16 protein-coding genes are annotated in these 20,078 nt (G+C 72.3%); 12 read left to right on the top strand and 4 right to left on the bottom strand.

The features are described from left to right. The first annotated feature begins 32 nt into the window (after positions 1-32). Entirely contained in the window at positions 33-1,469 is a 1,437-nt protein-coding gene (gene pyk, locus ASF39_RS02730; RefSeq protein ID WP_055881184.1) for a pyruvate kinase, read from the top strand. 58 nt (positions 1,470-1,527) lie between these two features. On the opposite strand, the gene ASF39_RS02735 is transcribed toward pyk, so the two are convergent. Genes ASF39_RS02735 through ASF39_RS02745 form a run of 3 tightly spaced genes read right to left on the bottom strand, consistent with a single transcriptional unit; the run spans position 1,528 to position 4,599 of the window. Beyond that, positions 1,528-2,784: a GGDEF domain-containing protein gene (locus ASF39_RS02735; protein WP_056280864.1), complete on the bottom strand. Its 1,257-nt coding sequence runs from the start codon at positions 2,782-2,784 to the stop codon at positions 1,528-1,530. Between the two features lie 55 nt (positions 2,785-2,839). Further along, entirely contained in the window at positions 2,840-3,994 is a 1,155-nt protein-coding gene (gene aroB / locus ASF39_RS02740) for a 3-dehydroquinate synthase (protein WP_056280867.1), read from the bottom strand. Beyond that, the gene (locus ASF39_RS02745) at positions 3,991-4,599 is read right to left on the bottom strand and encodes a shikimate kinase (RefSeq protein ID WP_055880074.1); all 609 of its coding nucleotides are present in this window, start codon (positions 4,597-4,599) and stop codon (positions 3,991-3,993) included. Before ASF39_RS02745 ends, aroB begins: the two co-directional genes overlap by 4 nt. 291 nt (positions 4,600-4,890) lie before the next feature. On the opposite strand from ASF39_RS02745, the gene ASF39_RS02750 reads away from it, so the two are divergent. The 5 genes from ASF39_RS02750 (at position 4,891) to ASF39_RS20925 (ending at position 8,153) form a co-directional block, all read left to right on the top strand. Beyond that, positions 4,891-5,043, top strand: coding sequence for a hypothetical protein (locus tag ASF39_RS02750; protein WP_055880076.1), 153 nt, complete (start codon positions 4,891-4,893; stop codon positions 5,041-5,043). Positions 5,044-5,069: 26 nt separating this feature from the next. After that, positions 5,070-6,035 carry a site-specific tyrosine recombinase XerD gene (locus tag ASF39_RS02755; protein WP_280137184.1) on the top strand — a complete coding sequence of 322 codons (966 nt, stop codon included), beginning with the start codon at positions 5,070-5,072 and terminating at the stop codon, positions 6,033-6,035. Between the two features lie 145 nt (positions 6,036-6,180). Continuing rightward, complete coding sequence (locus ASF39_RS02760; protein WP_055880079.1) at positions 6,181-6,819, top strand: XRE family transcriptional regulator; 639 nt, start codon at positions 6,181-6,183, stop codon at positions 6,817-6,819. Between the two features lie 11 nt (positions 6,820-6,830). Next, on the top strand, positions 6,831-7,877 hold the full coding sequence (locus ASF39_RS02765) for a cysteine synthase A (RefSeq protein WP_056280869.1): 1,047 nt from the start codon (positions 6,831-6,833) through the stop codon (positions 7,875-7,877). Positions 7,878-7,997: 120 nt separating this feature from the next. After that, a complete protein-coding gene (locus ASF39_RS20925) occupies positions 7,998-8,153 on the top strand; it encodes a DUF3309 domain-containing protein (RefSeq protein ID WP_156387520.1) in 156 nt (51 codons plus the stop codon). A 113-nt stretch (positions 8,154-8,266) separates the two neighbouring features. Here the strand turns inward: ASF39_RS20925 and ASF39_RS02770 are convergent, their stop codons facing one another. Then, positions 8,267-9,667, bottom strand: a complete 1,401-nt coding sequence (locus ASF39_RS02770; RefSeq protein ID WP_056280871.1) for a hypothetical protein — start codon at positions 9,665-9,667, stop codon at positions 8,267-8,269. A 206-nt stretch (positions 9,668-9,873) separates the two neighbouring features. On the opposite strand from ASF39_RS02770, the gene ASF39_RS02775 reads away from it, so the two are divergent. From ASF39_RS02775 to ASF39_RS02800, 6 genes are all read left to right on the top strand, one after another. Next, entirely contained in the window at positions 9,874-10,602 is a 729-nt protein-coding gene (locus ASF39_RS02775) for a response regulator transcription factor (RefSeq protein WP_056280873.1), read from the top strand. 70 nt (positions 10,603-10,672) lie between these two features. Then, complete coding sequence (locus tag ASF39_RS02780) at positions 10,673-12,016, top strand: ATP-binding protein (RefSeq protein WP_056280875.1); 1,344 nt, start codon at positions 10,673-10,675, stop codon at positions 12,014-12,016. Positions 12,017-12,140: 124 nt separating this feature from the next. After that, positions 12,141-14,558 (top strand): PAS domain S-box protein, encoded by a 2,418-nt coding sequence (locus tag ASF39_RS02785; RefSeq protein ID WP_082494301.1) that lies wholly within the window; start codon positions 12,141-12,143, stop codon positions 14,556-14,558. A gap of 347 nt (positions 14,559-14,905) precedes the next feature. Continuing rightward, positions 14,906-15,319: a hypothetical protein gene (locus ASF39_RS02790; protein WP_156648284.1), complete on the top strand. Its 414-nt coding sequence runs from the start codon at positions 14,906-14,908 to the stop codon at positions 15,317-15,319. 141 nt (positions 15,320-15,460) lie between these two features. Beyond that, positions 15,461-16,795: an efflux RND transporter periplasmic adaptor subunit gene (locus ASF39_RS02795; RefSeq protein WP_056280879.1), complete on the top strand. Its 1,335-nt coding sequence runs from the start codon at positions 15,461-15,463 to the stop codon at positions 16,793-16,795. 11 nt (positions 16,796-16,806) lie between these two features. Then, positions 16,807-20,049: a CusA/CzcA family heavy metal efflux RND transporter gene (locus tag ASF39_RS02800; protein WP_056280881.1), complete on the top strand. Its 3,243-nt coding sequence runs from the start codon at positions 16,807-16,809 to the stop codon at positions 20,047-20,049. Positions 20,050-20,078 lie beyond the last annotated feature (29 nt).

Genomic DNA, 20,078 nt, shown 5'->3' on the forward strand with positions numbered 1-20,078 from the left:
GACGGCCCCGCTCGCACAGGTTGGAGGCCGCCGTGAAACGCGCCCGTCGTACGAAGATCATCGCCACCCTCGGTCCCGCCTCCGACACCCCGGAGATGATCGAGAGGCTGTTTCGCGCCGGCGCGGACGTGTTCCGGCTCAACATGAGCCACCTGCCGCGGGAGAAGCTTCCCGAGAAGATCGAGGTCATCCGCACCATCGAGCGCGAATTGCGGCGTCCCATCGCGATCCTCGTCGACCTGCAGGGCCCCAAGCTCCGGGTCGCGGCCTTCGCCGAGGGCAGCGCGATGCTCCGGAACGGCGACAGCTTCGTCCTCGACAGCGACCCGACCCCGGGCAACGTCACCCGCGTCTTCCTCCCCCACCCCGAGATCCTCTCGGCGCTGGAGCCCGGCCACGTCGTCATCATCGACGACGGCAAGCTGCGCCTGACCGTCACCGAGGTCTCCGAGGGGCGCGCCGTCACGCGGGTCGAGGTCGGCGGCAAGATCTCCAACCGCAAGGGCGTCTCCCTGCCCGACACGGTGATCCCCGTGGCCGCGATGACCGAGAAGGACCGCGGCGACCTCGAGGCCGGCCTCAACGCCGGCGCCGACTGGATCGCCGTCTCCTTCGTGCAGCGCCCCGAGGACGTCGCCGAGGTCAAGAAGGTCTGCGCCGGGCGCGCCCTGGTGATGGCCAAGATCGAGAAGCCGCAGGCGCTCACCCGCCTCGACGAGATCATCGAGATCTCCGACGGCATCATGGTCGCCCGCGGCGACCTCGGGGTGGAGATGCCCCTGGAGCAGGTGCCGGGCGTGCAGAAGCGCATTACCCGCTCCTCGCGGCGCCTGGGCAAGCCCGTGGTGGTGGCCACCCAGATGCTCGAATCGATGATCACGGCGCCGGTGCCCACCCGCGCCGAGGTCTCGGATGTCGCCACCGCCGTCTACGAGGGCGCGGACGCCGTGATGCTCTCGGCCGAGAGCGCATCCGGCGGCTTCCCGATCGAGGCCATCAGCATGATGAGCCGCATCGCCGAGCAGGTGGAGCGCGACGCCCTCTACTGGACGATCCTCACCGCCCAGCGCTCCGAGCCCGACGCCACCGCCTCCGACGCCATCGCCGCGGCGGCCCACCAGATGGTGGACGCCCTCGGCCTGACCGCGATCATGGCCTGGACCCATTCGGGCTCCACCGCCATGCGCCTGGCACGCTCGCGCCCCAACGCCACCATCATCGCCCTGACGCCGAAGCGCGAGACCGCCCGGCGCCTGGCCATGTGCTGGGGCACGCACCCCATCGTCACCAACGACGCCAGCGACGTCGACGACATGGCCTTCCGGGCGGCCAAGTTCGCGGTGCGCGAGCGCTTCGCCGAGATCGGCGACCGCATCATCGTGGTGGCCGGCGTGCCGTTCGGGACACCGGGCGCCACCAACCTCGTGCGCATCGCCTTCGTGACGCGGGACCACGCCGCCAAGGCGTGACGCCGCCGTCGCGGACGACCGGAAGGCCCCCGCGCACCGACCCGCCCACGGCCGGCGTTCAGGTGCGGTGGCCCTGCCCGTTCAGCCTCAGCCCGGGCACGTCGGGCCGCACCGTCCCGCGCTCGGGGAATGCGGCGGCCCGCGGCTGGGGCGTGCGGTCGGGCAGCGCCGGTTCGACCCGGTTGCGGCCCCGGCGCTTGGCCTCGTAGAGCGCCTGGTCGGCCCGGCGCAGCAGCGTGTCGAGGTCGCGCTCGAGGGCCCGGCCCTGCGTGCGGGTCGTCGCCACGCCGATGCTCACGGTGATGGAGAGGTGGGGCAGGGACTCGGGGCTGAGCCGTTCCACCGCCCTCCGGATCAGGTCGGCCGTCTCCAGCGCGGCCGCGGCCTCCCGGTCGCGCAGCAGGCAGGCGAACTCCTCGCCGCCCATCCGCCCGAACACCGCCTCGCCCGGCAGCAGCGCCTGCACCGTGTGGCAGAACCCGACCAGGACGCCGTCGCCGACCGCGTGGCCGTCGGCGTCGTTGATCCGCTTGAAGTGGTCGAGGTCGAACAGGAGCAGGGCAGCCGGCCGGTCCGTTCCCGCCAGGACCGCCTCGGCGCGGGTGACGAAGGCCCGGCGGCTGGCGATCCCCGTCAGCGGATCGGTGTCGGCCGCCCGCCGCTGCAGCAGTTCGGCCCGCTCCTTGGTCAGGGCCATGAAGACGAAGGCCAGGGCCAGGCTGAACAGCATGGCGGCCAGGCACACCCAGGCGAGCCAGGGCGACTGCAGCGGGTTGAACCCCGGCGGAGGCGCGGGCTGGATCATCGCGAGGGGGATGCGCAGCCAGTACAGGGCGGCATAGGCCCCGAGGATGACGACGGCCGGGTAGCGCGAGACCAGCGGTTCGGCCCGGCCACGCCAGACGTCCACGGCCGAAAGCCAGCAGAAGCCGCCGGCCAGCAGCGAGGCAAGCATCACCCGTGCCGGGGCGCTCTCGTAGAACGGCGGGACGAGGCAGGCCGCCAGCCAGACGCCGACCCCGATGCCGGCCTGCCAGAACCGGAGCGGGCGCCCCTCGAAGGCGAGGGTGCCGCTACGGATGAGGCCGTAGGCGCCGATCATCACGGCGTTGCCGATCCCGATCGAGGTCCAGTCCGGGAGCGTGCCGCGCAGGGCGAGCAGGCAGGAGGCGAAGGCGCCGACGACATGGGCGATGCCCCAGATCGCGAGGGCGCGGACGGTGCGGGCCTGGCTCCACGACAAAAGGAACAGGCTGCCGACCATCCCCGTCAGCAGGGCCGTCGCCACCAGCAACGTCGGCGCATCGAGCTGCATCGACCAGTCCCATCCCCACGTGATTCGGTTTCCGCACGACCCGAGCGGAACCGTATCACGCGGCGGCGAACTCGCTTGCCAGGAACGCCTCCACCTCGGCCCGGTCGATGCCCGGGGCGATGAAACTCCTGCCGATGCCGCGGGCGAGGATGAAGGTCAGGGCGCCGTCGCGGACCTTCTTGTCCTGGGCCATCGCCGCCAGGATGGCCCCGGCGTCGCCGCAGCCGCCGGGCACCGCGTGCAGGCGGGTCGGCAGGCCGGCGAGCGCCAGGTGGTTGGCGACGCGGCCCGCCTCCTGGCCGGGGCAGAGGCCGAGGCGGGCCGAGAACCGGAACGCCAGGGCGAGACCGATGCCCACCGCCTCGCCGTGGACGAGGCGGGCCGAATCGTAGGCCGTCAGCCGCTCCAGGGCATGGGCGAAGGTGTGGCCGAGGTTGAGCAGCGCCCGTTCGCCGTCCTCGCGCTCGTCGCGCACCACCACCCCGGCCTTGGCCCGGCAGCAGATCGCCACCGCCTCGTCGCGCTCGGGGCCGCCGGCGAAGATGCCGGCCCAGTTGGCCTCGCACCAGTCGAAGAACCCGGCATCGGCGATGAGGCCGTATTTGGCGACCTCGGCGTAGCCGGCCCGCATCTCGCGGCTCGACAGGGTGTCGAGGGTGGCGGTGTCGGCGACGACGAGGCGCGGCTGGTGGAAGGCGCCGATCAGGTTCTTGCCGTGGGGCGAGTTGATGCCGGTCTTGCCGCCCACCGAGGAATCGACCTGGGCGAGCAGGGTGGTGGGCGCCTGCACGAAACGCACGCCCCGGCGCAGGGTGGCGGCGGCAAAGCCCGCCAGATCGCCCACCACGCCGCCGCCCAGGGCCACCACGACGTCGTTGCGCTCGATCCTGTGGGCGAGCAGGCCGTCGCAGACCTGCGCGTAGGTGGCATAGCTCTTCGAGCCCTCGCCCGGCGCCACGACGACGGTTCCCGTGCGCAGGCCGGCGGCCTCCAGGCTCGCGCGGACGCGCTCCCCGTAGAGCCCGGCCACGGTCTCGTCGGTGACGATCGCGGCCGCCCTGGCGCCGAGGCCGGCCACCGCCTCGCCGATCGTATCGAGGAGGCCGCGGCCGATGCGGATGTCGTAGTCGCGGCCCGCGTCGAGGGGAACGTGAACAGTGAGAGGAACTTGGACGGTGAGGGGAGCTTGGACGGTGAGGGGAGCGGTCACTGCGCGGCGACGCCTTGGTTCGAGGGGCCGTTGAGGCGGGCGTCGAGGGCCTCCATCACGTCCTGCACCACGCGGTCGTGGGAGACGTCGCGGGAGGGCACCACCACGTCGGCGACCTCATAGACGGGATGGCGCACCGCCATCAACGCGCGCATCGTGCCCTCGGGATCCTCGGTCTGCAGCAGCGGCCGGCCGCCGCGCTTGCGCACCCGGCGCATCAGCACGTCGAGCTCCGCCTTGAGCCAGACGGAGACCCCGTGCTCGGCGATGCGCAGCCGGGTGGTGTCGCGCATGAAGGCGCCCCCGCCGGTGGCGAGCACCAGCGGCCCCTCGCGCAGGAGCCGGGCGATCACCCGCTCCTCGCCCTCGCGAAAGCTCGGCTCGCCGTAGATGGCGAAGATGTCGGGGATGCTGAGGTGCGCCGCGTGCTCGATCTCGGTGTCGGCGTCCTTGAACATCAGGCCGAGGCGCCCGGCCAGGCGGCGCCCGACGGTGCTCTTGCCCGCCCCCATCAGGCCGACGAGGACGATCGAGCGGCTGCCCAGCGCCCGGCGCAGGCGCAGCTCGATCGGATCGCTCTCGGGCTCGGGGGGAAGGTCGTTCATCGGCTCAAGGCTTCGGGGGGCTCAGGCTTCATGGGCTAAGGCTGCGTGGGCTCAGGCTGCTCGGGCTCAGGCTTCGTGGCGGCTTGCGGGTCCGGTCTCGGCGGGGCTCTTTCGCAAACCCTTACCGTGTTTCGGGATGAGGGCGAAGCGGGTGGGGGGCGGGCCCGCCGCACCGTTTCGCCGGCTCGCTGTGGCCCGGAAGTCCTTGCCTTCCGCCGACCCCTGGGAGAAACCCCTTCCACCGCAGCGCGATATCGCCCCCGCCCCCCGCCCGATCGAGGTTCGCCCGACGTGCCGACCCTGTTCCGCTTCCTCGCCACCATCGCCATCCTCGGGGGGCTGGCCTTTGCCGGAATGGTCGCCCTCGCGACCCTGGTGGTGCCGACGCCGCGCGAGATGAGCGTCACGATCCCCGCCTCGAAGCTGCAGCCGCCGCCCAGGTGACCGGTGTCGAGGTGACGGGTGTCCAAGTGACGGGTGTCGAGGTGACGAGCGCGGAGGCGGCCCCGCAGCCCTGGCCCGGCGAGGGCTACCTCGAGATGCTGGCGGCCGAGCGCGGCGCCGCCGCCAACACCCTGGAGGCCTACCGCCGCGACCTCACCGACTACCTCGGCGCCCTCGACGCGAGAGGGATCGCGCCCGCCGCCGCCGAGCCGGCCCAGGTGCGGGCCTATCTCGCCGATCTCGAGCCCCGGGGCCTCTCGGCGGCCTCCGCGGCCCGGCGCCTCTCCTGCATCCGCGGCTTCCACCGCTTCCTCTACGCCGAGGGGCTGGCCACGGGCGATCCCACCGTGGCGCTCACCGGCCCGCGCCGGGGCCGGGGCCTGCCCAAGGTGCTCTCGGTGGCCGAGGTCGACCGGCTGCTCGGGGTCGCCCGCGAGGCCGCCGCCATCGGCGAGGGCGGGGTGCAGGCGCGGGCGATCCGCATGCACTGCCTTCTCGAACTCCTCTACGCCACGGGCCTGCGCGTCTCCGAGCTGATCGCCCTGCCCCGCCGGGCCGCGACCACGCGGGACCGCTTCCTGATGGTGCGCGGCAAGGGCGGGCGCGACCGGCTGGTGCCCCTCACCGAGATGGCGCGGGCGGCGATGCGCCTGCATCTCGCCCGGTTGCGGGGCGAGGGCCCCTGGCTGTTTCCCGCCGACAGCGCCAGCGGCCACCTCACCCGGCAGGCATTCGGCCGCGACCTCAAGCTCGCCGCCGCCGCCGCCGGCCTGCGCGAGGACAGGGTGAGCCCGCACGTGCTGCGCCACGCCTTCGCCAGCCATCTCCTCCAGAACGGCGCGGATCTGCGCATCGTGCAGGAGTTGCTCGGCCACGCCGACATCGCCACCACGCAGATCTACACCCACGTCCTCGACGCGCGGCTGAAGGGCATGGTCCGCGACCTGCACCCGCTGATGGACGAGGCGCAGGACGCCCCGGACAACACCTGACCGCCATGGCCGCCGCGGGCCGCACGAGCTAGAGCGCCGGATCGGCCAAGATGTCCGGTCCGGCGCTCTAGCGCCTTGGTTTTGCATCGGATTTTTCTCAAAAAGCGGGTCCCCTTTTCGGTCCGATGCTCTAAGGTCGCCGCCGATGGCCGTTCCCGATCCCCCCGTCGCCGACCTGGCGACCGGCTCCAGCGCCCCCCCGGAGACGCCGCGCACCCTGGAGCGGGCGCTCGGCCACCAGATCCGCAGCCTGCGGCGCGAGCGCGACCTCTCGGTCTCGGACCTCGCGGCCGCCGCCGGGGTCTCGCTCGGCATGGTCTCGAAGATCGAGAACGGGCAGATCTCGCCGTCGCTCTCCACCATCAACGCCATCGCCGGGGCGCTGAACGTACCGCTCACCGCCCTGTTCGCCGCCTTCGAGGAGAAGCGCGACTGCTCGCACGTGCGCGCCGGCCAGGGCGTGATGATCGAGCGGCGCGGCACCAAGGTCGGCCACCTCTACGAATTGCTCGGGGCCGCACTCGGCGGCGACGTGGTGGTGGAGCCCTACCTCATCACCCTTGAGCCCGACGCCGAGCCCTACACCGGCTTTCGCCATGCCGGCATCGAGTTCCTGTACATGCTGAGCGGCGAGGTCGTGTACCGGCACGCCGACCGCTCCTACACGCTCAAGGCCGGCGACGCGCTGCTGTTCGACTCGGGCGGCGTCCACGGCCCCGAGACCCTGGTGTCCTGGCCGATCACCTACCTCTCGATCATCATCTATCCTCGGCACCCGACCTGAGACGGACCACCATGACCGCGACCCATTCCGCGAGCCCCGACGTCCTGTCCTGCATCGGCGGGACGCCGCTGATCCGCCTGGCCCGGGCCTCGCGGGAGACCGGCTGCACCATCCTGGGCAAGGCCGAGTTCCTGAACCCCGGCCTCTCGGTGAAGGACCGCGCCGCCCTCTCCATGGTGCGCGACGCCGAGGCGCGCGGGCTGATCCGGCCGGGCGGCACCATCGTCGAGGGCACGGCGGGCAACACCGGCATCGGTCTGGCGCTGGTGGCCTCGGTGCGCGGCTACCGCACCGTCATCGTCATTCCCGAAACCCAGTCGGCCGAGAAGAAGGAGACCCTGCGGCTGGCCGGGGCGCGCCTCGTCGAGGTGCCGGCGGTGCCGTTCTCGAACCCCGACAACTACGTCCACGTCGCCCGGCGGATGGCCGACAAACTCGCCGCCACCGAGCCGGCCGGCGCCTTCTTCGCCGACCAGTTCGACAACGTCGCCAACCGCCAGGCCCATGTCGACACCACCGGCCCGGAGATCTTTTCCGCCACCGCGGGCGCCGTCGACGGCTTCGTCTGCGCGGCGGGCACCGGCGGCACGCTCGCCGGCACCGCCCAGGCCCTGCGTGCCCTGAAACCCGGCGTCCGGATCGCGCTCAGCGACCCGGAGGGCTCGGCGCTCCACGCCTATTACGAGACCGGGACGCTCAAGGCCGAGGGCTCCTCAATCACCGAGGGCATCGGCCAGGGCCGGGTGACGAAGAACCTGGAGGGCTTCCGGCCAGACCTGTCCTTCCGCGTTCCCGACCGGGAGGCGCTCGACATCGTGTTCGCGCTGATGCGCGAGGAGGGCCTGAGCCTGGGCGGATCATCCGGCATCAACGTCGCCGGAGCGATCCGGCTCGCGCGGGAACTGGGGCCCGGCCACACCGTCGTGACCATCCTGTGCGACGGGGCGGCGCGCTACGCCTCGAAGCTGTTCAACCCCGCTTTCCTCACCGAGCGCGGCCTGCCGGTGCCGGAGTGGCTGACCGCCGCCGGAGCCCCTCTGCCGGACTGGCGGGCCTGAGCGTCGCCCCGGTCGCGCGATTCGTCACAAGTCCTTGAAAAGGCGTTGAACGAAATCGATCCAGGGGGCGTTGCATGGTCAAGCTCGGGCGCTCAAGCTCGGCCGTTTCGGAGTACCCCCATGACCTTGACCACGATTCTCCTCATCATCCTCATCCTGGCGGTGCTCGGCGGCGGCAACTTCCTCGGCGGCGGCGCCTACCGTGGCCAGAGCTTCGGCCTCGGCGGCATCCTGATCATCATCCTGATCGTGTTGCTGGTGACCGGTCGGATCTGAACGGCCGATGCGAGCGAGCCGCCGCGTCACGGACGCCGGCGGCTCGCTCGATCTTCTCGCCTGACCGCATGACGTCGTCGGGCGATCGGACGTCGCTGGTCCGCCCAACTGCGTCAGCGCCCGCAGGCGATGCCCACGACGAGCCCGGCGAGCCGGCCCGTGACGGCCCCGAGCGATGCCGGCGCCGGATCGGCCGGCCGTGACCCCGCAGGAATGCGGTTCTCGGCCAGGAACCCCGCGATGCGGGCGCCCGGAACCAGGGCGTAGCGCGTCGGCGGCACCACTCCGGCGACGAGGCGCGGGGCGGTCGGATACGACGAGACCAGCCCCATCAGGTTGCCCGACCGGTCGAGGACCGGCGCGCCACCGGACCCCGGCTGCAGCGGCGCCGCGATGCCCTCGCCCACGGTCTCACCGGGGGCGACCGCGACCGTGCCCCCTTCCTCCGCTCCCAACACCACCACCGCCTCGGCCTCCTTGACGGGCGTGTCCCGCGGCACGGGCGGCGGCCCGCCGGGCGCCGGGGGCGTCCAGTCCAGCAGCGTCAGGATGCGGTCGGTGGCCACGACCCGCGCCGGCCTGCCGGCGATGGTCGGCTCGGTGCAGGCGGCGAGGGCCTGCGCGCTGGTGAGGACGCGGCCGGGCCCGATCACCAGCCCGGTCGCCACCGGCGGGCGCCGGACCGGCGGCGCGGGCGCTGGCGCGACGGCCACCGCCGGGCCGCGCTCGGATGCGGGGGCGGCCTCCTCGAACGGCACGAAACTGTTGGCGATGGCGATGACGAGGCGGTCGACCTCCGCCGCAGCACCCTTGCCGTAGCCGATGGTGAAGCCGCGGATGCCCGGCGCGCCGGCCGCGTAGCGGATGTAGGACTTGCCCTGCGCGGTCTCGGCGGTGACCACCAGGAAATCCGGCCGCTTGAGCTTGTAGGTGACCTTGCGGTCCGGCGTGGGCGCGGTGATGCGCGCGAAGATCGCGTCGAGGTCGGTCTCGCCGGGCGGGAAGGACTTGGTCTCGAGGGTGATCGCCCCGTCCGCGCTCTGCCAGCGGGTGCCGCCGGGCGTGCCCGAGCGCTTGGGCAGCAGGCGCTCGGGCACGCCCAGGGTGACCCCGCTCGGCCCGTCGCGCCGGACCGCGAACTGCCCGGCCTTGCGCGCCGCCGCCCCCGCCGCGAGCAGGGTGGCCCGGGTCGCCGGGCCGGGGAACGCCGCCTCGCGGGCGCCGGTGCGGGCGGCATAGGCCAGGAGCGCGTCGTGGGTGCGCCGGCCGTAGGTGCCGGTGACGACGCTGTTGTAGTCGCCTGTCCAGACCAGGGCGTCCTGCAGGCCCTTGCGCTCGGCCTCGGGCAGCGCCTCGTAGGCGGCCCTGGCGGCATCGTAGACCGGGTCCGGCGCGGCGGGTTTCTGCACGGCGGCGGGTTTCTGCGGAGCCGGGGGCACCTGCGCCTCGGCCGAAGCACCGGAGAGGGCCACGAGGCCGCCGGCGAGCCACCGAACCCGATCGCGATGCGCCATGCCCGTGGATCTCCGATCACCCGGCCAAGGTGTGGCAGAGCGGGGCGGCGAATTCCAGGGCCCTTCGCGTGTCCCCACCACCGGCTTGGCTCCGGCCTGGCACCGGCTTGGCTCCGGCCTGGATCGCGGCCTGGATCGCGGCCGCCACACGGGTTAGGGCGAGGGGCCACCCCTCGGGGTTGTCGAGGCGGCAAGGGGATCGTGAGGTGGATGCAACCCTGACCACGCCGGGCCAGCACGTCCTGATCGTCGAGGACGACGACGGCATCCGCACCCTGATCTCGACGCTGTTGCGCGAGAACGGCTTCCGGGTGACCGGCTGCCGGAACGGCCACGAGATGCGCCACCTGACCCGCGAGGTGACCTACGACCTCGTCATCCTCGACGTGATGCTGCCCGGCGGCTCCGGCCTCGACCTGTGCCGGATGCTGCGCGAGACCAGCGGCGTCCCGATCATCATGGTCACCGCCCGCGCCGACGAGGTCGACCGGGTCGTCGGGCTCGAGATCGGGGCCGACGACTACGTCACCAAGCCCTTCGGCCGGGCGGAGCTGCTGGCGCGCATCCGGGCGGTGCTGCGGCGCGGCGCGCATCCCGTCGGCCGCCGGGAGCGGCAGACGGACGTGCTGCGGTTCTCCGGCTGGGAACTGCGCACCGCGAGCCGCGAGCTCGTCGACCCGTCGGGGGCGGCGGTGGACCTCTCGGGGGCGGAGTACGAACTCCTCCTGACCTTCCTCGAGCATCCCGGCCGCGTCCTGTCGCGCGACCGGATCCTCGAGATGTCGCGCGGCCGGCTCGCCGGGGCGGCCGACCGCAGCGTCGACGTCCTCGTCAGCCGCCTGCGCCGCAAGATCGACCATTCCGCCAACGAACAGGGGATGATCAAGACCGTGCGCGGCGCCGGCTACATCTTCGTCGGCAGAAGGGAGGCGTGACGATGCACCCGCGCGCCGCCGCCGGTGCGGCCGATGCCGTCTTGCCCGGTCGCGGCCGAAGGGCGCCGACATGAAGCGCGTGTTCGGGTCGATCGAGGGACTGACCTCGCTGATCCTGCTCGTCACCATCCTCGTGGTCCAGGCCGGGGCGTTCGCCCTCTACCGCGGCTCGGCCATCGCGGCCGAGGACGACGCCTTCGCCGGGCGCACCGCGGCGCAGCTCGTGCTGGCCCGCGACGCCCTCATGCGCCGGCCCGTGACCGAGCGGACCGCCGAGGCCCGCGCCCTGTCCAAACCCCATTTCGAGATCGGCTGGGCCGAGGCCGCCACGGCCCGGCCGGAGGGACGCGCGGGCCCGCTGCTCTGGACCTGGGTCGGGCGTCTGGTGGCGTTCGATCCGAGCCTCGCCGACGCCCAGCTGCGCCTCAGCCTGTCCCAGCACGACGATGCGGCCGGCGCCACCGACCTGCACGGCGAGATGCGCCTGCCGGACGGGTCGTTCCTCACCTTCCAGTCGGCCCACGCCCCCGCCCTGGTGCGCATCGGCGACTGGGCTTTGCTCTCCGTCGTCATGGCGCTGGTGGTGAGCGGGGCCGCGATCCTGGTGGTGCACCGCATCGCCGCTCCCTTGCGCCGGCTGGCGCAGGCGACGGACGCCATCGGCCGCGGCCTTCCCGTGCGGGTCGAGGAGACCGGCCCCGACGAGACGCGGCGGATCGGGGCGGCGTTGAACGCCATGCAGGACCGGGTGCAGCGGGTGCTGGCCGACCGCACCCAGGCCCTGGGCGCCGTCTCGCACGACCTGCGCACGCCCATCACCCGCCTGCGCCTGCGGGCCGAGGCGCTGCACGACGCCGAGGATCGCGAGGCGATGACTCAGGACTTGGCGGACATGGAGGCCATGGTCGCCTCCACCCTCTCCTACCTGCGCAACGAGGCCGATCCCGAGCGCCCGCGCCTCGTCGACGTCGTCGCCATCGTCCTCACGCTGATCGACGCCGCGGTGGACGAGGGCCACGACGTCGCCTTCGAGGGCCCGCGCCGCAGCCTGATCACCGCCCGCCCCCTGGCGATCAAGCGCGCCATCGCCAACCTTCTCGACAACGCGGTCAAATACGGCGCGGGCGGCACCGTGCGCCTCCGGGAGACCGAGGGCACCCTGGCCATCGCCATCCACGATCGCGGCCCGGGCATCCCGCCCGACGACGTCGAGCGGGTGTTCCAGGCCTTCGAGCGCCTGGAGACCTCGCGCAACCGCCGCAGCGGCGGCAGTGGCCTCGGGCTCACCATCGCCAAGACCCTGATCGAGGCCGAAGGCGGAAGCATCGACCTGACCAACGCCACGGACGGCGGGCTGGTGGCCCGCATCGTCCTGCCGCGGGCGACGGAGGGCCTCGGGGGCCCGAACCCGTAAGGGCCGGCGATGGCCACGGGTGAGCGCGGTTCGCGACGCTCCGCGCCCGGAGGGACCGATGTCGGCCCGCGGGCGTGACCCAAAGGCGACACACCTTTTGTCGCGGATACGGTTACACGAGGCCATGCTCGCACCGCGTCACTTCCAGCAGATCATCGAGAGCGCGATCGATTTCGCGGTCGTCGTGACCGATCTCGACGGCATCGTCACGGACTGGAATTCCGGGGCGGAGGCCATCTTCGGCTGGCGGCGCGAGGAGGTCGTCGGCACGACGGCCGACCGCATCTTCACCCGCGCCGACCGGGCGACCGGGCAGCCCGACCGCGAGATGCGCACCGCCCTCGCCGAGGGCCGGGCGAGCGACGAGCGATGGCATCTGCGCAGCGACGACACCCGGTTCTGGGCATCGGGCGAGATCATGCCCCTGCACGACGACGACGGCACGCATCGCGGCTACGTCAAGATCGTCCGTGACCGCACCGACCGGCACGAGACCGGCGAGCGCCTGCGCGAGACCGAGAACCGGTTCAGGACGCTCCTCGAGACGATCGAGACCGCCTTCGCCATCGTCGAGGTGAAGTTCGACGCCGACGACCGCCCGGTGGACTACCGCTTCATCGAGGCCAACCCCGCCTTCGAGCGCCAGGCCGGGGTCAACCTTCGCGGGAAATGGGTCACGGAGTTCGCACCGGACCTGGAGCGCTTCTGGTTCGAGACCTACGGCCGTGTCGCATGGACCGGGGAGCCGGCGAGTTTCGAGAGCTACGCGGAGGCGTTCGGCCGCTGGTTCGAGGTGCGGGCCATCCGGGTCGGTGATCCGGCCGAGCGCCAGATCGCCATCTTCTTCCACGACATCACGCAAAGGCGGGTCGCGGAGGAGCGCCTGCGCGCCAGCGAGACCCTCGCCCGGGAGAACGCGCAGCGGATCCAGCTCGCCCTCGCGGCCGGCGCGATCATCGGCACCTGGCACTGGGACCTGCCCACTGACCGCTTCACCGTCGACGAGGCCTTCGCTCGCAGCTTCGGGCTCGACCCGGCGCTCGGCCGGAACGGCATCCCGCTCGCCCAGATCGTCGCGACCGTCCACCCCGACGACCAGGCGGGACTGGCCGCGGCGATCGACGAGGTCATCGCGCGCGGCGGCGCCTACGCGCACCAGTACCGCGTGCGACGCTCGGACGGGCGGTACTACTGGATCGAGGCGAACGGGCGCGTCGATCACGCGGACGACGGCACGCCGTCGAGCTTCCCCGGCGTCCTCATCGACGTGGAGGAGCGGCGCGCCGTCGAGGCGGAGCGCGACCGGGCCGCGGCCGCGCTCCGCACCCTCAACGAGACGCTCGAACAGCATGTGGCCGAGCGCACGGCCGAGCTGATGCGGGCCGAGGAGCAGTTGCGGCAGGCCCAGAAGATGGAGGCGGTGGGCCAGCTCACCGGCGGGCTGGCCCACGACTTCAACAACCTCCTGGCGGGCATCTCCGGCGCGCTGGAGCTGATGCAGTCGCGGATGAGCCAGGGCCGGTTCGGCGACCTCGACCGCTACATGACCGTGGCCCAGGGCGCGGCCCGGCGCGCCGCCGCCCTGACGCACCGCCTGCTCGCGTTCTCGCGCCGGCAGACCCTGTCTCCCAAGCCGACGAACGTGAACCAGCTCATCGGCGGGATGGAGGAGCTGGTGCGCCGGACCATCGGGCCGCAGATCACCCTGGAACTCGTCGGGGCGCCCGGCCTGTGGCCGGCGCTGGTCGATCCGGGCCAGCTCGAGAACGCGCTCCTGAACCTGTGCATCAACGCCCGCGACGCCATGCCGGACGGCGGCCGCATCACCATCGAGACCGCCAACCGGTGCCTGGACCGGCCCGCGGCCAGCGACCACGACATCCCGGAGGGCCAGTACCTCTCGCTGTGCGTCACCGACACCGGCACGGGCATGCCGCCGGATGTGATCGCCCGGGTGTTCGAGCCCTTCTTCACGACCAAGCCGATCGGCGAGGGGACGGGGCTCGGTCTGTCGATGATCCACGGGTTCGCACAGCAGTCGGGCGGGCAGGTGCGGATCTCGTCCGAGGTCGGCCGGGGTACGACGGTCTGCCTGTACATGCCGCGCCACCACGGCGAGGCCGATGGCGACGACCCGGCACCGAGGCCGACCGGCGTCGCCCGCGCCGAGCAGGGGGAGACGGTGCTGATCGTGGACGACGAGCCGTCCGTGCGCATGCTGGTGACGGAGGTGCTGGAAGACCTCGGCTATACGGCCATCGAAGCCGCCGACAGCGTCGCGGGACTGACCGTGCTGGAATCGGACGTGCGGATCGACCTCCTCGTCACCGATGTCGGGCTGCCCGGCGGTATGAACGGCCGCCAGATGGCGGACGCCGCCCGCGTGCGCCGGCGCGACCTGAAGGTCCTGTTCATCACCGGCTACGCCGAGAAGGCGATCCTCGGCGACGGGCACCTGGCGCCCGGCATGGAGGTGCTCACCAAACCCTTCCCGATCGAGGCGCTGGCCTCTCGCATCAAGGATCTCATCGCCTCGGCCTGATACGGTTTCCGCTTGGATCAAGCGGGATCCGTATCACCGAGCCCGCGCGGCGCTTGAGCGAAGCCCATTTCCGCATCACGAAGTGATCAACCGGAAATGGCATGAGCCGATCGCCGGCCCCGGCGCTGCGATCCGTCTCGGGCGCGTCGGGGCCGCCCCCCCGATCCGGTCGGTCGGCGCGGCGCGGCGCCCGGGCCCACGCCGGCATCCGCATGGCGGAGCCATAGACCGGATATCGCAGGACACACTTTGATACAGACGCGTCACGCGCCGGGCATCCGGAACGTCCATCTTGGCCCCGACGGTCGAGCCGGCAGGACGCCGTATGCAACGGGGAGCGGAACGCGATGGGTCTTTCGTCACGGCGCAGGGTGATCGGATGGATCGGCGCGGCCGGCGTGCTGGTGTCGACGGGCGCGGCCGTGGCCGGGACGGGCCATTCCCATGCCGCCCCCAACGGCGGCCAGATCAGGGACATCGGCGCCTACGAGGTGGAACTGGTGGCGAAGGGCGCCGACCTGGTGCTCTACCTCGTGGACGCGCAGGAGAAGAAGGTCGATGCCGCCGGCTTCTCGGCCAAGGCCGTGGTGCTGGCCAAGGGCAACGAGCAGAAGACCGTCGCCCTGGCGCCCGCGGGGGACAACCGCCTGTCGGGCCGGATGAATTTTACGGTCGAGGGCAAGCTGCGCGCGACGGTGACGCTGACCGCGCCGTCCGGCGAGGCCGGCAAGGGCCGCTTCAGCCTCGACGCCGCGCGCTGAGCAGGCTTCGCAAAAGTGGCCGCCGGTTTTGCGTCAAAACCTGCGACACATCAAAGGCTCAAGCAGGATGAAGCGCTGGCTCGCCAACGCTTCATCCTGCTTGAGCCAAGGCCGCTGACGACCGCAGGGAAAACCCGCTCGATGTCCCGTCTCCTGGTGATTCCGGCCGCCCTCGGCGCCGGCCTCGCGCTCGCCACCTTCCTGCCGGAGGTGCCCCGGACCCTCCGGTCCTGGGCGGCCTCGGCCGGCATCGCGGCCCCGGCGGCCGGCGTCGAGCGCGCCCCGGAGAAGGCCGCCGCGTCCGGCCATGCCGGTCACGGGCACGGGGCGGGCGAGGAGGCCCCCGAGGGCATCGTCCCGATGACGCCCGAGCAGGTCGCGACGGCGAGGATCGAGGTCGCGGCCGTCGACGGGGGCGTCCTGTCGCGGCGTCTCACCGTGCCCGGCGTCGTCATGCCGGATGCGGACCGGGTCGCACGGGTGGCGGCCCGGGTCGTGGGCACCGTGGCCGAACTGCACAAGCGCCTGGGCGACACCGTCGCCAAGGGCGAGGTCGTCGCCGTCCTCGATAGCCGCGAGGTCGCGGAGGCCAAGAATGAGTTCATCGCGGCCTTCGTCGGCCGGGAGCTGCAGGAGAACCTGTTCGAGCGCGACCATGCCCTGCGCGACAAGGGCATCTCGGCCGAGCAGGTCTTCCTGCGGGCGCGCACCACGTTGATCGAGGCGCGTTTGAAGGTCGACCTCGCCCGCCAGAAGCTCTCGGCCCTGGGCGTGCCCGACCGGGAGGTCGCCGCGCTCTCCGAATCCTCGGCGCCCGTGGCCAAGGCCACCGCCGGCGGCCACGAGGATCATCTGGCGGGCCTCGACCGTGCGCCGAAGCTCGGCCTGCAGCGCTACGAGATCCGCTCGCCCATCGCCGGGCAGGTGGTGGAGCGGCAGGTGGACGTCGGCGCGCCGGTCAACGGCGAGGGCCAGATCAAGGAGATCTACACCATCGCCGACCTGTCCCGGGTCTGGGTCGAGCTCGCCGTGCCCACCGCCGACCTCGGCGCGATTCGCCAGGACCTTCCCGTCGCCCTCACCGGTGCCGGCGGCGGGCCGGCGACGCCTGGGCGGATCGTGTTCGTGAGCCCGATGCTGAACCCCGAGACGCGCTCGGCCAAGGTCATCGCCTCGGTGGCCAACGAGGGTCTGGCCTGGCGGCCGGGCTCCTACGCCACCGTCAAGGTCGCGGTGGAGGAGATGCCGGTGGCGCTGCGGCTGCCGCGCGGCGCCCTCCAGACCATCGCGGGCGAACAGGTCGTCTTCGTGCGCACGCAGACCGGGTTCGAGAAGCGCGAGGTGGTGCTGGGCAAGGGCGACGACGAGGCCGTCGAGGTCGTGTTCGGCCTCGACCCCGGGGAGGAGGTGGCGGTGGCCAACTCCTTCATCCTCAAGGCCGAGCTCGGCAAGGCCGAAGCCGAACACGTCCACTGAAGGCGCCGAGCGTGATCAACTCCATCCTGGGCTTCTCCGTCCGGCAGCGCTGGCTCGTGGTGCTGCTGTCCCTGGCCGCGGCCGCCTTCGGCGTCGTCTCGCTGAGCCGGCTTCCCATCGACGCGGTCCCCGACATCACCAACAACCAGGTCCAGGTGAACGCGGTGGTGCCGCAGCTCTCGCCCTTCGACGTCGAGAAGCAGGTCACCTACCCCATCGAGACCGCGCTGGCCGGCATTCCGGGGCTCGAATACACCCGCTCGCTCTCGCGCAACGGGTTCGCCCAGGTCACCGCCGTGTTCGCCGAGGCGACAGACCTGTACTTCGCCCGCCAGCAGGTCAACGAGCGCCTGGGCGAGGCCAAGGCCGCGCTGCCGCCGGGAGCGGAGGTCCACATGGGCCCGATCTCCACCGGGCTCGGCGAGATCTACATGTGGACGGTCCACTACGGCCGGCCCGAGGATCGCGAGACGGCACAGGCCGGCCAGCCCGGCTGGCAGGCGGACGGCAGCTACCTGACGCAGGAAGGCCAGCGCCTCGACAAGCCGTTCGAGCGCGCCGCCTACCTGCGCACGATCCAGGACTGGGCGATCGGGCCGCAGCTCAAGACGGTGCCCGGCGTGGCCGGCGTCGACGCCATCGGCGGCTACAAGAAGCAGTACCACATCCAGCCGGACCCGGCGAAGCTGATCGGCCTGAACCTGTCGTTCAAGGACGTCGCCGAGGCGGTGGAGCAGAACAACCAGAACCGCGGCGCCGGCTACCTCGAGCGCAACGGCGAGGGCTACGTCGTCCGCTCGGGCGGCCGCATCGAGAGCATGGAGGAGATCGGCCGGACGGTGGTCGCCACCCGCGGCGGCGTGCCGGTGCGGGTCTCCGACGTCGCCGAGGTCCGGATCGGGCGCGAATTGCGCACCGGCTCGGCCAGCGAGAACGGCGAGGAGGCCGTGGTCGGCACCGCCCTGATGCTGATCGGCGCCAACAGCCGCACGGTCTCGGCCGCCGTCGACGTGCGCCTGAAGGAGATCGCCCGCAACCTCCCCCCCGGCATCGAGGTCCGTACCGTCCTCGACCGGACGCTGCTGGTCGACGCCACGGTGAGGACGGTGGCCAAAAACCTCGCCGAGGGCGCGCTGCTGGTCGTCGCGGTGCTGTTCCTGCTGCTGGGCAACGTCCGCGCCGCCGTCATCACCGCGCTCGTCATCCCGGTGGCGATGCTGATGACCGTCACCGGCATGGTCCAGGGACGGATCAGCGCCAACCTGATGAGCCTGGGCGCGCTCGATTTCGGGCTGATCGTCGACGGCGCCGTCATCATCGCCGAGAACTCCCTGCGGCACCTGGCCGAGAGGCAGCACGCGCTCGGGCGCACCCTCGACCGCGAGGAGCGCCTCGCCACGGTGCGGCGCTCGGCCGAGGAGATGATCAAGCCCTCGGTCTACGGGCAGGCGATCATCATGCTCGTCTACGTGCCGCTCCTCACCTTCACGGGCGTCGAGGGCAAGATGTTCGCGCCGATGGCGCTGACCGTGATCGTCGCGCTCGCCTGCGCCTTCGTGCTCTCGCTCACCTTCGTGCCCGCCCTCATCGCCATCGCGATAACCGGCAGGGTCCGGGAGACGGAGAACGTCCTCATCCGCGGGCTCAAGGCGGTCTACCGCCCGCTGCTGGCGGGGGCCGTGCGCCACCCCCTGCCGGTGATCGGCGGGGCGGTGGTGCTGTTCCTGGCCAGCGGCCTGCTGTTCCAGCGGCTCGGCCAGGAGTTCATCCCCCAGCTCGACGAGAAGAACATCGCCATGCACGCGATGCGCATCCCCTCGACCTCGCTGACGCAGTCGCAGGCCATGCAGACCGCCGTCGAGACGGCAGTGCGCGGCTTCCCGCAGGTGGCCTTCGTGTTCTCGAAGACCGGCACCGCCGAGGTCGCCTCCGACCCGATGCCGCCCAACGTATCGGACACCTTCATCATCCTAAAAGCCCAGGCCGAATGGCCCGACCCGGACATGGCCAAGGACGCCCTCATCGCCGCCATCCAGGCGGCGGTGGGCAAGGTCACCGGCAACGCCTACGAGTTCACCCAGCCGATCCAGATGCGCTTCAACGAGCTCTTGGCCGGAACCCGCGGCGACCTCGCGGTGAAGGTGTTCGGCGAGAGCTTCGAGACGATGCTGCCGGCGGCCAACCGCGTCGCCACGGTGCTGCGCGGGGTCGAGGGCGCGCAGGACGTCCGGGTCGAGCAGGTCACCGGCCTGCCGTCCCTGGAGATCAGGGCCGACAAGGGCGAGATCGCGAGGCTCGGCCTGACCCATGCGGCGGTGCAGGACGTGGTCGGGGCGGCCATCGGCGGGCGCGAGGCGGGCCTCGTCTTCGAGGGCGACCGGCGCTTCCCCATCGTGGTGAGGCTGCCCGATGCGATCCGCGACGACATCGAGGCGCTCAAGACCCTGCCGGTCCCGCTGCCGCCGGGCAGGGACGGCCGCGTCGCCTCGGTGCCGCTCAAGCAGGTGGCGTCCTTCGTGTTCTCCGAGGGGCCCAACCAGATCTCACGGGAGAACGGCAAGCGCCGCATCGTGGTCACCGCCAACGTGCGCGGGCGCGACATCGGCGCGGTGGTGGCCGAGGCGCAGGCCAAGGTGGCCTCCGCCGTCCCGCTGCCGGCCGGATCCTGGATCACCTGGGGCGGCCAGTTCGAGAACCTGGCCGCCGCCCGCCAGCGCCTGACGGTGGTGGTGCCGGGCTGCTTCTTCCTGATCTTCCTGCTGCTGTACTCGGCGCTGGGATCGCCCCGGGACGCGCTCCTGGTCTTCAGCGCCGTGCCCCTGGCGCTGACGGGGGGCGTCTGCGCCCTGTGGCTGCGCGACATGCCGTTCTCGGTGCCCGCCGCGGTGGGCTTCATCGCCCTGTCCGGCATCGCCGTGCTCAACGGCCTCGTCATGCTGATCTTCATCAAGCAGCTGATGCAGGAGGGCCGCTCCCTGCACGAGGCGATCCTGGAGGGCGCCGTGACCCGGCTGCGCCCCGTGGCGATGACGGCGCTGGTGGCCTCGCTCGGGTTCGTGCCGATGGCGCTGGCCACGGGCACCGGCGCGGAGGTGCAGCGGCCGCTGGCCACCGTGGTCATCGGCGGGCTGATCAGCGCGACCCTCCTCACCCTCGTCGCCCTGCCGGCCCTCTACGCCCGCTTCGCCAGACCGTCCCGGGTCGTCGAGAGCCCCGGGACGGCCGCCGGCCCCCTTCCGGCGGCGGCCGAATAGAGGCGGCCGCCCGCCTGCGCGCGAACGGC

Origin of the sequence: Methylobacterium sp. Leaf108 (genome assembly GCF_001423265.1) — a bacterium.
GTDB lineage: Bacteria > Pseudomonadota > Alphaproteobacteria > Rhizobiales > Beijerinckiaceae > Methylobacterium.